Here is a 14,267-nt window from a genome sequence, read left to right as displayed (position 1 = left end):
GAGTAAAAATTTGTTTATAATGCGAAATATTCTCGTGCTCTTTACAACAAAAGATAGTTATGCTTGTTTCGATGGATTTTCCCTCTAAAATTGCTCATTTTTTTACATTGAAAGCGGCTGCACACTTTTTGCCGAAGGTTTCTCTCCTCGACAACAAAGCAAAACGCGGGCGCAGTCTTTTATTCGCAGGCAGCGGTGAGTACTTTGGCGCAGGTGTGCTGGCGGCGAAAGCCGCTCTCAGAGCGGGAAGCGGGTATGTGATCTTGGTCAATGAGTCTTCACTCGAGAAAAGTTGGAACCATCCGGATATTATTTTACGCCCGTTAAGAAACGATCAAAAAAAATTTATTTTCAGCTCAGTTCTTGTTGGACCGGGCTATGGTGTGAATGAACAAACTGCAGAAATCATTCGGCAGCTAAAAAAACAAAATATAAAGCGAGTTATTCTCGATGCAGACGCATTGACGGTGTGCGCGCAATGGAATCTCTTTCCATTGCCTTCGTCGTGGATCATGACACCGCACGAAGGAGAACTTGCGCGCTGTTTAGATATTTCCAGCAGCGAAGTGCAAGCCAATCGAGAAAAGGCGCTGCAAAAAGCACTCGAGAAATTTAAGTGCACAGTGTTGTTGAAAGGTCACGGCACTTTAGTAGGTCATAAAAATAAAATATATAAAATTCCAACTGGAAATCCAGCACTCGCAAAGTCGGGAACTGGCGATGTACTCGCGGGAATTATCACGGCTTTCCGAGCACAAGGATTGGGCGCGACTTCCGCAGCTCTTTTGGGTGCCTACGTGCATGGAGCTGCTGCAAATTTATGGATCGCCAAAGAGCGTGATCCTCTTTCGTTAACAGCATCCGATGTCATTGAACTTTTACCCGAAGTTCTTTATCGCATCCGTGTGAGCGCAACGGCTAACGCACAATCTTCGCGCGATGTTTGAACAAAGATTCCAGCTTTGAACCGAAGGACTCTGTCGAGATCGCAAGGCCATTGGCAATTCTTTGCGATTCAATAATTAAAAAATTATGGCGCCAGGTGAACGCTTGTCGACGCGAGTTTTGGAAGCGGACTTTTAATGGGGAAGTAAAGCTGTGAATGGAGCTCGACGTAAACTCATGAGTTTGATAACCCAAAACTCGAGGTTCAATTCTCATTATCTCACTAAAATGCACATCCCCTGAACCTAAAGCAATCGGCGCCTCTAGACGGGAAAGCTTGCGGCAGAAGTCGACAAAGTTTTTTGCGTGGTCGCGCATAAAAGATTCTTCGTTTTTATAACAGCCAAAGAATTGGGAACCTGATAGGATCCAAGCAGGGTTCGAACTGTTTTCAAGCTCTTCTAGCAGACAATCTTGTGGCTCGCGTCCCCAATGGTAACCTGAAGAAAAGCAAGTGTCGCGGAAACTACGGTTATCCATAAAACAAAATTTTTGTCCAAAGCCCGTCAGACAAAAACCGACGCCGAAAGTTTTCTTATATCCCGAAACTTCTTTCGAACCCCAAAATTTTTGAAAGATACTTAAGGTCGTGCCTTTGTGTTTGAAATGGCGATCTCCGTTGTTCAAACCAAAATCGTGATCATCCCAAATTGCAAAGGTCGGAACTAAAATGGGTTGGCGATAAAGATACAAGCGTTGACGGCTTTCAACGTACCGATCCCACAGATTTTTCATCCCAAAAAAAGTTCCCATCTCGGCATACGACGTATCACCGACAAAGAAAATCATTTCGGGGCGAGCGTTGCCGACACAGTCCCACATATGCTTTGAAGGGCCCGCGTAAGAATCATAAGCACAACTCACCAAAGCAAAACGTGCTCGCTTTTCCGATTGCAAGGGGAGGTTGCGGAAATATCTTTCATCCGCAACCAAGCCATCATACTTGGTGATGATCTGTAAGAGATACCATTCCCCGTCACGCAGGCCTTCGACCGAAAGCTTGTCTAGCTCCCAAATCGAGCCTTTGTGATGAGCGTGATCCCATTGTTCGACGGGAAGTCTATTTCCTTTGGAATCAACCACGCGGTAAGAGTAGGGACGATGCCCATCGGTTAGCACCACAAATTGCGCGCTGGTGGAGTTCGTCATCAGCTGCAAAACTGGTATATCGCCCGAAAAGCGTGGCGGTTTGGTGTCGGCCTCAGCTGATTCAGGAAGAATAAGGCCACCTAAACTTGCGCCAATCAGTGTTTGCGCTGAAAGTTTGAGCAGACCTCTCCGTGAGGTTTTCATGGGATCGAACTCCTTTTCGATCAAAACAGTCTAGGGTTGATTTGTAAAAACTTCTAGCTGTCATTTAAGAGGAAACAGAGCTTCCTTTTTACCCTCGGACAGGCTACAAGCTCTCGAAAGATGGGGGATTTTCGATGAAGGCGATGTTTGTAACAGCTCTATTTATGACGGCTTCCGTCAATGTTTTCGCTCAAACTTCCACGGTAAAATTGAACGCAACAGAACAGCAACCTGCTGGCGAATCAGTTTTGAAAGTGGATCAAGTCTCTGGAAATAAAAAATTCGAAGCAGACAAAGACATCACCGATGCAAAGTTAAAAGCCGACTCTGGATCTCTTTCTCGTTACTCTTTGAAATTCTCTCTTTCTTACTACGGCCCTCCAGTGGGCGATATCTCAAACAGAAAACAACCAAATCCAGATGGATCTATCGGATCTAACGACACAGCTCTTGGTGGTGCGATCAGTGCTCGTTACCGCTTGAACAGCAAAAGTGCGATCAGCTTGGGAACGGGAATCAACGCGCGCACTCCGTTTCACGGAACAGAACAAGCCGATGTTAAAAATCCGTTCCTTGGTATCGATTACTCATCTCGTTTGGGTGATGTGCAAATGCGCAACTCCGGCAGCGTAGAAGCGGCGACAGTTCCTGAATATCGTGAAGTCGGTCAGTACGCAGGCTTGGATTTGAAAAACAGCCTTGTCTACAACATCGGTACTTCTGGTTTTGCTTTGGGGTTAGATACAAGCTTGAACTACTTCCTTTATGAGCGTGGATACGAACCTAAAGATAGAACGGCAGGCCGCTATGTTTTGTCGTTTTACCCAGAGGTAAAATACAACGTGAGCGATAAATTGAATCTTTCGACGTCATTAGCGGTGAAGTTCTTAAATCCACGTGCTCGTACAAGTGAAGCGGATCTTTTGAACAGAACTCTGACTTCAAGAATTGGTATGGGTTACGCGTTCACGCGTGATATCTATTTCGCACCGAACTTGAATTTCTACCCGAATGATTTTGCGTGGGAATCCACGACTGTGAATTTCTCAACGATCTTCTCAGTTCTCTAAGACATCGCTATCTTCAAATTTTAAAAATAAAAAAACCAGGCTCTTCATTAGACCTGGTTTTTTTATTTATTAGTTATTCGGTTAAGTTCCTATGAAGACTTTAACCTTGCTAGGGTGGCCCCGTCTCTGGTCGCAATCCCAATTCCAACAATTCCGGGTTGCGTTTGTGTTCCAGACGTACTTTATTAAGATTAAAAGCCATTTGGGCCCCTTTCTCTCTTCTTGTAATGAACTTATCGGCTGGACCTTTGTAGAGTTGAGGGGATTTTTTAGATTTCTAAAAGATTTTTCTCGAGTGAAAAGTCTAATCTCACTCTGAGACGTAGTCTGCTAGGTGAGTGAGCAGGTTCTGTGTCATAAAATAAGTCAGACCCCACAACGGCAGATCATGGTTCACATCAATTGCGGGGAGTTGCAGCTGAATATTCTCCCTTTGAATCGGATGCGTGGTTTGTCGCGATGGATTTTTAAGTTCGCGCAGGGGAAACCAAAAAAAATCAGCGACTTCTTCGGGAGCTAAGTTCAATTCCACATCTTTTTCTAAATAAAAGACAAAAGGACGAATAAAGAAATCGAGAATCTGTCCACCTTTACGTCCTTGAATATCATCAAGGCGTCCCACGTAACATGAAACATCCAAATCAACGCCGATCTCTTCGCGAGTTTCGCGCAAGGCCGTGTGCAAATCGCTTTCATCGATATCTTCGCGTTTCCCACCAGGGAAGGCGATCTGTCCTGACCAGCGATCATTAGGATGATGAGCGCGCTGGATATAACCAATTTCTAAATTTTCGCGCGGACCTCTTAATAGAATCACCACACAAGCATAGGCCTCTAAGATCTTGGAGAGATCTTGAATGTGATCATTGTGCAAAGCAGACGTGAGGTCTTGAATAAGGGAAGTCTTCATCGTGGATCATCTTAGCACAGAGTTTTTCTTTGATAAGTCTGGAAAAACAGTTAGCCTCATCAATATGAAAGCACCTAGCAAAGCAGCCAGCGTTCGTTTTATTTTTATCACTGTTCTTTTAGAGTGGATTGGGCACGGCATTGTCATTCCTATCTTGCCTGATGTTATCCGTCGTTTTGGTCACGGTCCGGATTTTGTGAATCACTATTACGGATACTTTGTTTCAGCATATGCCTTGATGCAATTTTTGATGTCACCGGTTTTGGGTTCATTGTCGGATCGCTATGGCCGTCGACCGGTTTTGCTCTTATCTCTTTTAGGTGCGGGTCTTGATTTCATCTTGATGGCACTGGCTCCAAATCTTTGGATTTTGTTCCTGGGGCGCATTATTTCCGGCATGACAGGTGCGGGGATCACAGTTGCGAGCTCTTACATGGCCGATATCTCCGATGATAGCAATCGAGCCGCCAACTTCGGCATGATCGGAGCGGCGATTGGTTTAGGATTTATCATCGGCCCGGTATTAGGTGGTGTCTTTGGTAACATGGGACCGCTTGTTCCGTTCTGGGTTGCCGCGTGTCTGAATCTTATCAACTTTGCATTTGGATTATTTGTTCTTCCTGAATCACTTCCGAAGGAACAACGCCGCGAGATCAATGTGAAGCAACTCAATCCGCTCAGATCTCTGATCAAAGTTTTAAAACCCTCACCAGTTTTACCGCTGATTCTAGTCTATTTCTTTTTGTATTTAGCAGGGCAGGTGCATCCGAGCATTTGGACTTTGTATACGCAGTTGAAATTTAAATGGACGGCGTTTGAGGTCGGAATGTCGCTTTCCTTTGTGGGTTTGTCGATCGCCTTTGCGCAAGGTTATTTGACTCGTATTTTTATTCCGAAGTGGGGAGAATACAAAGCCTTGAATATCAGCATGGTGATCACGGTGATTGGCTTTGCGCTTTTTGCGATGGCTAGTGAGGGTTGGATGATGTATGCCGTGATGGTGTTTACATGTTTGTCGGGACTTGGTGGTCCAGCATTGCAGTCTCTGATCTCAAAAGAAGTGCCACAATCTGAACAAGGTGAATTACAAGGTAGCCTGATTTCCTTGGCCAGTTTGACTGCGATCATCGGGCCGTTATTTTACACGGATATTTTTGCACGATTCACGAACGAACAAGGATTTTACTATCCAGGAATGGCGTATATGGCCGCTTCCGTGGTGAGTGCTTTAGCAATGTTGATTCTTTTGCCCTCTAGACTGAAGGCAAAATCAGCAGTGTAGATTTACACAAAGAGCTTTTGTCAGTAGGGGTCTTGCGTAGAATTCCTTAACATCAAATTAGATGTTGAAAAAGGAGACTTCCATGACCTCTTCTCGTGAAATGACCAAAAAGAAGATGACGAAACCTGAATATGATCTTTTCCTGGGCAGCTTTCCCGATCAATCCGGAAAAATGTCAGAAGAAAAAATCAACATGGCCCTTCATAAAGTGGAAGCGCTGGTGATGAAATATCGTCGTTCTGCCAAAAAAAATGCGGGCGGCAAACGAGAAAAACTCATTGAGTTTCGACTTCGCACTTTAGAAAGAGTCCGTGACCGTTATTATAAAAAGGTTCACGGGAAATCTCGTCCAAAACCTTCAGTGAAGGAGTCTCGCAGCCTGACAGCGCAACCTAAAATGTTGGTTCCGTTAAAAGACAATCCACGCGATCAATTCCTACGTCAGGCGAGAAAGAAAATTTATGAGTCCGAAGGCCTCGGGCTTCGCAAGGCCAATGCTTTCCGTGCCACGGCAGCAACTCGGATCGCGGGCACTGTGAAGTCGCGGGATCGTAAGGCACAAGTTGCAAGAGATCGCAAAAAAGCAGCCCGAGAAAGAGCACAAGAAGTTTAAAGGCAAAAAAAACCCGCCGAGATGGCGGGTTTTTTGATGGTGCTAAGCTTGAACCTGAGGATTTTGCTGCGGGACCTGCTGCGGCTGCACTTGAGCGGCAGCCACTTGAGCCATTTGGGCAACGGCCATTTGCGCATGTTGCGCTTGCTGATGATAGTAGTTCAGTTTTGTGACGTACTCTTTCATCGCGCCGTTTTCTTGCTTCAAAACCTGCAATTGAGTCAATGCTTGTTGCAAGTGACTGTAATAGTCTTGCGCTTCCAAAGCTTTTTTATCCATTGCGAGTTTCATTTCGACAATCTTGCCTTCAGCAACTGACATCAAATTGCGGAGCACATCGTTTTGCTGTTGAGCGGAAGCCTCCACATCGCTGTAAGAAGTCGAAATTTTTTCGATCTCTTCGTTCAAAGAAGTGATCGTGTTTTCACGCTCAGTTAAATTTGCTTTCAAAGTTTCGATCTCGGATTGAAGAGCAGATTTTTCAGATTCAAGATTTTGAATGTGATTTTCGTACTCGGACTTTTTATCCATCCAACTTTCATGGTCTTTCGCGTAAGCAGTTTTTGCTTTTTGCATTTCCATGCTGAGCTCATCGCGAAGTGCGATCAACAATTCATAATCTCTTTGCAAAGCGCGGTTCTTATCGAACAGTGCTTGGCTGTATTTCTTTTCTTCACTTTGCATTTGCATCGTGCGCGCTTTGAGACCTTGAATCTCAAGTTGCAGTTGCAAGCTCAGCTCCAAAGATTTTGCCAAATCTGCAGAGAGTTTTGTGTTGTTGGCTCTTTCTGCTGAAAGTTGGTCGGCCAGTTGTTTTGACTGGGCGTCCAAGATTTCAGGACCGTAAGAAACGTTCTCGAGACTTTTGATTTTCTCGCGGAACTCTTCTTGGGATCCAACAAGCTCTGAGTGGAATTTTTTCATCTGCACTTGCATCTGCTCATACTTAGGTTGAGCTGGTACGGCCTCTCCGTCTTGGCCTTGTGAGCCTAGTTCGTTGAGTTTATTACAGATTTCATTAAATAATTTTTCGTGCTCTGGAACTGGATTCGTCATACTTCTGATTTTGCGGCACAGACAGAAGTCAAGTCACCGAAAATTTATTGACAAGAGTCGAGGCTCTCGATTTAGGTCCAGTGATGGAGGAAAATAAAATGAACTGGAATCGTGCTTTTTCTGGAATTATGTCCGTGGTTTTTTTCTTCAGCACCACTCAATTGGCATATGCAGAAGATTTTGGCCTGCTAAACGACATCCGTCCTCCACAGCAAACCTCTGAATACATTTTTCGTTCAAGTCCCAAAGAATCCCTGATTTCGGTTCAACTTTTAGGAGCCGTGAACAAGCCTGGTATCTATTATATTCCAGTTAACACCGATCTTTTAAAGCTTCTGACATTGGCAGGGGGGTCCAATAACGGTGGAGACATCTCTGAGATCCTTGTCCGCAAAGCTGAACCCAAAGCTTGGGCCGATATTAACACGAAAGCTGTGAATGAATATCAGGGAGCCTATGAAGTTGATGCCGAAAAAATTCTTAAATACGGCGGCGCCCGTCAGTTGAAACTTGCTCAAGATGATTTTGTCTATGTGCCACCTCGCACTCCGTGGATCAGCACCGAAGCATCACGAAACATAACAATTGTTTCAGTGGTTCTTGGTATTGTCCTCACGGCTGTTCTTATCCAAGACAACACTAAGTAGTTATGATTAAAGCCCACGATATTCGCATTGTCTTTCTGATCAAAGCGCTCGTCGGGCTGGTCTTTATTGCGAAGATTTGTTTTGGCAGCTTCCTTCCAATTCCATACAGTTTTTCATTTTTGATTTTCCAGCAGGGACTTCATCCGGTTCTCAATGTGTTCTTGGCGTTCCTATTTGGTGGACCTTTATTTTTGCTGTGGATGAAAGTGCGAGAGCGCCATCACCTCAGTGGTTTCTATAAACTTTTTGTTTTCCTTTTAATGATGACTTTGACGGTGCAAACTCTTTTGCAAATGCACTTTGTAAACTCGGAAGAGTCCGTGTTTATGCAACTGGCGGCCTTGGTCAGCTCTCTTTTTATGATCGGCATTTACGGTCTCGTCATTCCAAGTCTTTGGAACGTGGAAGACTTTGTTCGTTATGTGCAGCGATGGTCCGGTGCTTTGGTGGTGCTGTCGTTGTTGTTATGGCCGATTGCGGGCGGGGCCTTTTTCAAAGGTGGGCGCTTTATCGGCGTCTTTAAACATATCCCGTACATGGTAACTTGCGGAACTGTGGCATTTATTTTCTCACTCGGAGTTTTACTTTTTGCGACGAAAAAACAGGAAAAAGTAGGGGCCTTGTTTGTGATGTTGGCCAGTTTTTTTGCGATCATTCTCACTGGAACTCGCTCGTCGGCTGCAGCGTTATTAATTGCTTTGGTTTTAACAATGATCTTGCACAAAACGCGTTCGAATCAGGCGCGTTTGTTCAAAGTGGCGATGATCGGTGTCTTTGTTAGTTTCACGTTATTTTTTGGCTCCGAAACTTTGGAGCTTGCCCGCGGGTTGGCAACGGGAACAGCATCACTTGGCAATCGACAAGCGCAAGATGGTGTGGCTTCACGTTGGGAAGAAGTCGAACGCGGCAGTCAGATTTTCCAAGAACAACCTTGGTTAGGACACGGTTTGGTGTCCAAATTTGCATCGGGCAGTGAGGTGGATGTTTCAAACTACAATGCCATGAAGGATCCGCATAATATCTTCGTATCGGCGGGCGTGATTGGGGGATGGCCGTTGCTAGTTCTTGCCGCCGTCGCTCTTCTTTTGATGACTATTGGAGCTTTAAAGGCCCTTCGCAGCGCCGATATTTCTAAACGTCAGCTGGGAATTTATCTTGCCGCCCATATTCCGATTCTTGTGATTTATCACGTGCACTTGTCACTCGGAGGAATGGCAGATCGCATTTACTGGTTGGTCTTCGGATTTCTCGCCGCTTCCATCAATTTTAGCACTCGCAAACCTGTTAAGAACACCTAAGTAGCTGGGCTTTAAAAATAGAGCAATTAACCCACGTACCGCTCATTTACAAAAGGGGTATGTAGGAATTTCAAATTCTTAATTCTCATTACAGATTAAACAGAGGCCAAGAGTATAAATCAGTGGCACAACGAATGCTTAGGACTGAACGCAAAGGTGGCCGGGATATGAACGAGCAACAGATGGAACCTGAATTAACCGTTGGCGAGATCATGAAAGTGTACTTCTCGCATTGGAAGATGTTTGCGGTTTTTACCGGAGTTTTGTTTGTAATTAGCACTTTGATCTATGTTGTGAAAGTTCCGTACGTTGCATCTGCAACCATCGTTATCAACGATTCTCAAAACTCTTCCTTGCAAGCTTTCTCCAGTCAGTTCTTTGGTCTTTCTAAATCAGTTCAAGAATCTAAAAAAGGCAGCAGCCTTCTTTCTAAACACATTGAGTATCTTAAAACCCGCGAATTTTTTGAAAGCTTCCTCACTCATTTGCAGCAGCGAGGACAAAGTCCCCGCATCACGATGGAAGAGCGCGCGGGCTACGAACAGTTCGTACAAAATTACCAACAATATTTTGATGTCAAGAGTCCTGGCCATATCGATCTTTTGCAAAAACTCGACAGATGGACTCGCTTCCAATTGGATTCTGATTTCGAATTGAAAGTGTCAGCTGCCACTCCAAATCGTTCGCTGTCGTTGTTTTTGTCAAATAGCGCAGCGGAACTTGCAACTGAGCTTCTTAAAAAACGTGAGTTGCAAGAAATCTCGCGCGTTGAAAACTTCATGAATAAACAACGTGAAGACGCCGATCTTAAGCTGGTCGAAATTGGCAAAAAACTTTCTGATATGCAAAATAAAGATGGAGCGTTGTTGCCTCTCGTGTCGAAAGACAAGATGGGTGACTATGTTTCCGAACTCATCGTTCGTTCCAACGAAATCAAATTAAAGATCGCTGAAAACAGAAAGATGATCGAGTATCTACAAAAAGGTCGCAGTGGTCAGCGCGAAGCTTCGCTGTACGGTGTCGCTGGTAAAATCGAAACTTTGAAAATTGAAAACAGCATGCTTGGTGAAAAACTCGGCCAAGTTCAAGCTTCAATCAATAATCTTAAAAAAGAAGTGAAACAGTTGCCGTTTGAAGCGCAAATGGTTGAGGACTTGAAAAAGAAATCGGAGTTGGAGTTTGCGCGCTTCAAAGAACTCAGCACGGGTCTTGCGAAACTTGAAGCTCAAAAAATTTCGATCGACACGCGTTTTGAAGTTTTAGAATCAGCTCGATGGGATAATACGTTGCCACAAATCGGTTTGATGACATTGGCTCTGTTGTCCGTATTGATCAGTCAGTTCGCTGGTTCGTTGATCATTTACTTCCGTTACTTGTGGAATCCACACGTGGTGACGGCGCAAGCTTCAAGAAATGTGGTGATCTTGGACAATCATTCGGCGGATCCGCGCGTGATTATCGAAAATTCGAAAATCAAATTCAGTCTTAAAAAACCAGAGAAACCAAAGGACGAAGTTGAACAACAAGACGAGCAAAGCACACTTGCTTGGAATATGTTGAATATGGGGCAAAGTACCGACGTTTCTCAGTAGAGGTCGTATATGAAAGCTCAGTTGCTAATTGGAGTTCTATTCGCTGCGACTCTTGTGGGTTGTGGTAAATCCACGCAGGGTCTGGTCACTGATTCTGTACAAAGCAACCAAGATGCGACGACACTGGGTGATTGGGAAAGCTCGGACGCCCATCCTGAAGTTCTTTTCAGCCGCTGGCGCACAGAAGCCAAAGATGCCGATCGTGCGGCTTCTCTTAAAAAAGAAATCTGCGAAGCTCTGGTTCAATTAGATGGTCAGGCTTTGACTGTTTTTGAAGAAGAAATCGGAAAATCCGAAAACAAAGATTTGCTCTTGGGATGTCGTAGGGACCTTAGAGATCAATTGAATGCCTATTATGCGGAACAACGCCGTCGTCTTCCGGGAACTGTGGATGCGCGGGGAACGGCGGGCTCACAGAATCAATTTCGTTTCCCTGATAATGTTCAGGTCCGCGATTTTTCCAATGGCTATTATGCCGTCAGTGGAGATGTCGCGAGAAAAGAAGTCATTCTGACATTCGATGATGGACCAAGCGGTATTTACACGCCGTCTATTCTGCGCTCACTCAAAGAAGTCAATGCCAAGGCCATGTTCTTTCATTTAGGAAAAGCGGTTCGCGCCAATCCTGCCGTCGTCAAACAAGTCGCAGCTGACGGACACTCGGTAGGATCGCATTCGGTCACCCATCGTTGTTTGGGAACGCGTGATATCTGCGCCCGCAACAATGGACGTTTGCTGACTTTTGACGAAGCTGTGGAAGAGATCAGAGGTGGCCACCAAGCTGTCTATGACGTTTTAGGATGGGTTGATCCTACCTTCCGTTTCCCTTTTGGCGAAACTTCACCGGAGCTGAGAGATTTCCTCAAAACAAATTCCGTTGGCGAGTTCTATTGGGCGATTGACAGTGAAGACTGGAAAGCGCAATCAAATGAAGACATGCTCAGAAATACCCTAGCGCAAATCGATCAGCGAGGACGCGGAATCGTTTTATTTCATGATATCCAACGCAAGACCGCTGAAACTCTGCCTGCTTTCTTGAGCGAACTTTACAAGCGCGGCTACAGTGTTGTAGTGTTGAAACCCGCAGACCCGTCTGCGCGTTATAACAGTAAATTGGTGAAGAAAAAGCTGCCTTAGTATTCTATGAAACGCCCTGATAAAGATCGTCCCTCAACTTGGAAACCTTATAAACAAGGCATGTGCGAAGGCTGCGCGGGCAGCTGTTGTACAATGCCTGTTGAGGTGAAATTGTCAGATTTGATTCGCTTAGGTTTGACTGACGAGGATGAAGCACAAGGATCGATTAAAAAACTCGCCAAGCGTTTGATGAAAGAAGGCATTATCACTTCGTATCGTTCCGGCACGGAGTTTTTTATGCTGACTCAAAAATCGAACAACGATTGTCTGTTTTTGGATTTAAAAACTCGCCTGTGTACGGTCTATGAGAAAAGGCCCGATACCTGCCGCCAATTTCCAAGTATTGGGCCTCGTCCTGGTTTTTGTCCTGTGACTCCCAAGTCTTAATTAGTACAAAGCTGGGTAACACATTCCATTATAGTAGCCGTAGCGTTTTCCATATTGCGAGCAATATGCCGAGCAAGGACCTTGTTGTAGCGAACCCATCGCCGTTTGAACATACTCAGTCGAGCTACAAGTAGATGTTGTGGAAGTCGTCGTTGACGTCGCAGGGTAGCAGCCAGCGCTGTAGTAAGTGCCGTTGTAGTTTCCACCTGTCCAGTAGCCGTAGTTCGTTGACCCGCACATCGAAGCATTCGCCGTTAAGCAACCCATGCTTGTGTAGACTTGGCCGCTTGTGCAATATCCGTAAGCCGTGACTGTATTTGCAGAGTCACCGCCACCGTTTGAGCAATTCGCAAGTAGAAGTGTGATTCCGACTAAGAACAAAATGTTTAAAAGACTCGTTTTCATATATCCCTCTCTTTTTATGATTCTGAAATATCGTTTCACAATCATACATACTCAAGATCCGTGCCCTGATGCCAAGCTTGTAAAGCAATTGGCTGAGGGCTCAGGCGACTGTGCTTAAAGAGGTAAATTAGTTCAGACAAAAAATGACGACAGCCTGTTTTGAAATGTGAAGTGGGGTTCCACAGTTTCCCAACACTTACCATTTAAATTGAATTTCATGAGTGGAGCTAAACACTACTTGCGAGGAGCACGACATGGCAAAAGTCTTTAATAAAGAATTACTTTCCAAGGAATCAGTTCTGGAGCATATGGAAAAGTACAAGCTTGGGGGAAGTCATGTGGATATCCTCTTACACCTTTCGGTTCGTAAATTTACTAATGAGTTTGATACAGTGCTGGAGGATTTCTTTGCTCAGTGGGGCTTATCAGGCAGTCGCTTCGTTGTGCTGTCATTATTAAATGAATCGAGCGAAGGTATGACTCCAACTGAGATCGTTAAAAAAGTTGGCGTCACCAATGCAACTGTTTCCACAGTTCTGTCACATTTAAAAAGCGCTGGCCTCGTGCAAATGCAAAGCAATGCGCTTGATAATCGCTCTTACAGAATTCAAATCTCAGAGCAGGGGAAATCCCTCGTCAACGACCTGCAACAGCTTTATCACGACAATACGACTCGCTATTGGAGTTACTTCTCGGAGGATGAAAAAGTACAACTGACCCAGATGTTCACAAGAATGAGTCAAATTCTCTCTGTCTTTGCGACAAAGAAAGCTTACTAGAGCTTCAAAGTAAAAATCCGAAGCTTTTGGCTTCGGATTTTTTAATTTCGATTTTAATTCTTTATTTGTTAGTGTGTGGACGTGATATTTCCGCCGCAGCGGTTGGTCGCGTAGACCGTTAGTGTACCTGCTGTGGCCCAGTTTGTTGGCCATGTTGCGGTTTTGAAGCAATCGACTGTTGTGGAGCCGAAGCTACAAGTTGCGCCGTTGATGCCGGCACCGTTGTCTGTTGCCACCAGCGCAGAAGCAGAAGCGGCGTTGCGGTTGAATGTGAAAGTTGGAGAGAAGATTCCAGAAGCTGAGCACAGTTCAGCCACAGCGTCTTGAGTGTAAACGGAAGCGCTTGGTGAGGCTTTTACAATCACCCAAATACCTTTTTGATCAAGATACTGGGCACTGCCGACGAGGCTTGTGTTGACGAAGTTGCGCATCAGGATGCGCACGTTTTGGTCCATTGTGACGTCACTTCGGACACTGAGGGAAATGTACATGTAGCCGTTCGCGAAAACCGGAATACCGTATTTTGCCATCAATGAATTTCCGTCATTGTAGGCATACCACATATAGTTCGAAGCACTTTCTGTGAAAGCAGGAGTTTGAATTTTCAGAGTAATTTTTTGTCCGTTGCGGATCGTAATCGCATTGGTGATAGAAGGATAAGATACGATTGTCGAACCACCATTTGAAGAGCCGTCGTTACTGCCAAGGTCGCTGGAGCCATCAAGCGTAGCTGTGTTGTTAGAGCAGTTTTGAAAAGACAAAAGCAAAGCAACAGATAAAACGGCGAGGAGAGACCCCGTCCACTTCTTATTAAACGTCATACACTATCCCCCTATGCTCTAGTGTGTCTCAA

The 14,267-nt window shown here is 44.9% G+C and carries 15 protein-coding genes; 10 read left to right on the top strand and 5 right to left on the bottom strand.

Features of this window, described 5'->3' with window-relative positions; all coding sequences use genetic code 11:
- Window positions 1–59: 59 nt before the first annotated feature.
- The gene (locus ACLWOR_RS04215) at window positions 60–947 is read left to right on the top strand and encodes an NAD(P)H-hydrate dehydratase (RefSeq protein ID WP_413939421.1); all 888 of its coding nucleotides are present in this window, start codon (window positions 60–62) and stop codon (window positions 945–947) included.
- On the opposite strand, the gene ACLWOR_RS04210 is transcribed toward ACLWOR_RS04215, so the two are convergent.
- Complete coding sequence (locus ACLWOR_RS04210) at window positions 919–2,238, bottom strand: phosphodiesterase (RefSeq protein ID WP_413939420.1); 1,320 nt, start codon at window positions 2,236–2,238, stop codon at window positions 919–921. The two genes, ACLWOR_RS04215 and ACLWOR_RS04210, sit on opposite strands and share 29 nt — an antisense overlap.
- A gap of 134 nt (window positions 2,239–2,372) precedes the next feature.
- Here ACLWOR_RS04210 and ACLWOR_RS04205 point away from each other — a divergent pair, with 134 nt between their 5' ends.
- Window positions 2,373–3,308: a hypothetical protein gene (locus ACLWOR_RS04205; RefSeq protein ID WP_413939419.1), complete on the top strand. Its 936-nt coding sequence runs from the start codon at window positions 2,373–2,375 to the stop codon at window positions 3,306–3,308.
- Window positions 3,309–3,618: 310 nt separating this feature from the next.
- Here ACLWOR_RS04205 and ACLWOR_RS04200 read toward each other — a convergent pair whose 3' ends face one another.
- A complete protein-coding gene (locus ACLWOR_RS04200) occupies window positions 3,619–4,218 on the bottom strand; it encodes an NUDIX hydrolase (protein WP_413939418.1) in 600 nt (199 codons plus the stop codon).
- 1 nt (window position 4,219) lies between these two features.
- Between ACLWOR_RS04200 and ACLWOR_RS04195 the strand changes: the two genes are divergently transcribed.
- Window positions 4,220–5,500 carry a TCR/Tet family MFS transporter gene (locus ACLWOR_RS04195; RefSeq protein ID WP_413939417.1) on the top strand — a complete coding sequence of 427 codons (1,281 nt, stop codon included), beginning with the start codon at window positions 4,220–4,222 and terminating at the stop codon, window positions 5,498–5,500.
- Window positions 5,501–5,582: 82 nt separating this feature from the next.
- A complete protein-coding gene (locus ACLWOR_RS04190) occupies window positions 5,583–6,113 on the top strand; it encodes a hypothetical protein (protein ID WP_413939416.1) in 531 nt (176 codons plus the stop codon).
- Between the two features lie 42 nt (window positions 6,114–6,155).
- Here the strand turns inward: ACLWOR_RS04190 and ACLWOR_RS04185 are convergent, their stop codons facing one another.
- Window positions 6,156–7,169, bottom strand: a complete 1,014-nt coding sequence (locus ACLWOR_RS04185; protein WP_413939415.1) for a hypothetical protein — start codon at window positions 7,167–7,169, stop codon at window positions 6,156–6,158.
- Between the two features lie 98 nt (window positions 7,170–7,267).
- Between ACLWOR_RS04185 and ACLWOR_RS04180 the strand changes: the two genes are divergently transcribed.
- From ACLWOR_RS04180 to ACLWOR_RS04160, 5 genes are all read left to right on the top strand, one after another.
- The gene (locus tag ACLWOR_RS04180; RefSeq protein ID WP_413939414.1) at window positions 7,268–7,816 is read left to right on the top strand and encodes an SLBB domain-containing protein; all 549 of its coding nucleotides are present in this window, start codon (window positions 7,268–7,270) and stop codon (window positions 7,814–7,816) included.
- A gap of 2 nt (window positions 7,817–7,818) precedes the next feature.
- Window positions 7,819–9,114, top strand: a complete 1,296-nt coding sequence (locus ACLWOR_RS04175) for an O-antigen ligase family protein (RefSeq protein WP_413939413.1) — start codon at window positions 7,819–7,821, stop codon at window positions 9,112–9,114.
- Between the two features lie 167 nt (window positions 9,115–9,281).
- Entirely contained in the window at window positions 9,282–10,706 is a 1,425-nt protein-coding gene (locus ACLWOR_RS04170; RefSeq protein ID WP_413939412.1) for a hypothetical protein, read from the top strand.
- Between the two features lie 9 nt (window positions 10,707–10,715).
- Entirely contained in the window at window positions 10,716–11,843 is a 1,128-nt protein-coding gene (locus ACLWOR_RS04165) for a polysaccharide deacetylase family protein (protein ID WP_413939411.1), read from the top strand.
- A gap of 6 nt (window positions 11,844–11,849) precedes the next feature.
- The gene (locus ACLWOR_RS04160) at window positions 11,850–12,230 is read left to right on the top strand and encodes a YkgJ family cysteine cluster protein (RefSeq protein WP_413939410.1); all 381 of its coding nucleotides are present in this window, start codon (window positions 11,850–11,852) and stop codon (window positions 12,228–12,230) included.
- Here ACLWOR_RS04160 and ACLWOR_RS04155 read toward each other — a convergent pair whose 3' ends face one another.
- Window positions 12,231–12,635, bottom strand: coding sequence for a hypothetical protein (locus tag ACLWOR_RS04155; protein ID WP_413939409.1), 405 nt, complete (start codon window positions 12,633–12,635; stop codon window positions 12,231–12,233).
- A gap of 254 nt (window positions 12,636–12,889) precedes the next feature.
- On the opposite strand from ACLWOR_RS04155, the gene ACLWOR_RS04150 reads away from it, so the two are divergent.
- Window positions 12,890–13,414, top strand: coding sequence for a MarR family winged helix-turn-helix transcriptional regulator (locus tag ACLWOR_RS04150; RefSeq protein ID WP_413939408.1), 525 nt, complete (start codon window positions 12,890–12,892; stop codon window positions 13,412–13,414).
- A 68-nt stretch (window positions 13,415–13,482) separates the two neighbouring features.
- On the opposite strand, the gene ACLWOR_RS04145 is transcribed toward ACLWOR_RS04150, so the two are convergent.
- Complete coding sequence (locus tag ACLWOR_RS04145) at window positions 13,483–14,235, bottom strand: hypothetical protein (RefSeq protein ID WP_413939407.1); 753 nt, start codon at window positions 14,233–14,235, stop codon at window positions 13,483–13,485.
- Between the last annotated feature and the right edge of the window lie 32 nt (window positions 14,236–14,267).

This window comes from Bdellovibrio sp. HCB2-146 (genome assembly GCF_047345725.1).
Classification (GTDB): domain Bacteria; phylum Bdellovibrionota; class Bdellovibrionia; order Bdellovibrionales; family Bdellovibrionaceae; genus Bdellovibrio.
Note: the sequence above shows the minus strand (reverse complement) of the source record. Positions and strands in the feature narration are given on the sequence as shown.

Bases quoted from the DNA above. Each gene is read 5' to 3' on its own strand.
- ACLWOR_RS04150 (WP_413939408.1), top strand. From the start codon at position 12,890: ATGGCAAAAGTCTTTAATAAAGAATTACTTTCCAAGGAATCAGTTCTG.
- ACLWOR_RS04175 (WP_413939413.1), top strand. From the start codon at position 7,819: ATGATTAAAGCCCACGATATTCGCATTGTCTTTCTGATCAAAGCGCTC.
- ACLWOR_RS04210 (WP_413939420.1), bottom strand. From the start codon at position 2,238: ATGAAAACCTCACGGAGAGGTCTGCTCAAACTTTCAGCGCAAACACTG.
- ACLWOR_RS04205 (WP_413939419.1), top strand. From the start codon at position 2,373: ATGAAGGCGATGTTTGTAACAGCTCTATTTATGACGGCTTCCGTCAAT.
- ACLWOR_RS04160 (WP_413939410.1), top strand. From the start codon at position 11,850: ATGAAACGCCCTGATAAAGATCGTCCCTCAACTTGGAAACCTTATAAA.
- ACLWOR_RS04170 (WP_413939412.1), top strand. From the start codon at position 9,282: ATGAACGAGCAACAGATGGAACCTGAATTAACCGTTGGCGAGATCATG.
- ACLWOR_RS04200 (WP_413939418.1), bottom strand. From the start codon at position 4,218: ATGAAGACTTCCCTTATTCAAGACCTCACGTCTGCTTTGCACAATGAT.
- ACLWOR_RS04165 (WP_413939411.1), top strand. From the start codon at position 10,716: ATGAAAGCTCAGTTGCTAATTGGAGTTCTATTCGCTGCGACTCTTGTG.
- ACLWOR_RS04215 (WP_413939421.1), top strand. From the start codon at position 60: ATGCTTGTTTCGATGGATTTTCCCTCTAAAATTGCTCATTTTTTTACA.
- ACLWOR_RS04190 (WP_413939416.1), top strand. From the start codon at position 5,583: ATGACCTCTTCTCGTGAAATGACCAAAAAGAAGATGACGAAACCTGAA.
- ACLWOR_RS04180 (WP_413939414.1), top strand. From the start codon at position 7,268: ATGAACTGGAATCGTGCTTTTTCTGGAATTATGTCCGTGGTTTTTTTC.
- ACLWOR_RS04145 (WP_413939407.1), bottom strand. From the start codon at position 14,235: ATGACGTTTAATAAGAAGTGGACGGGGTCTCTCCTCGCCGTTTTATCT.
- ACLWOR_RS04185 (WP_413939415.1), bottom strand. From the start codon at position 7,169: ATGACGAATCCAGTTCCAGAGCACGAAAAATTATTTAATGAAATCTGT.
- ACLWOR_RS04155 (WP_413939409.1), bottom strand. From the start codon at position 12,635: ATGAAAACGAGTCTTTTAAACATTTTGTTCTTAGTCGGAATCACACTT.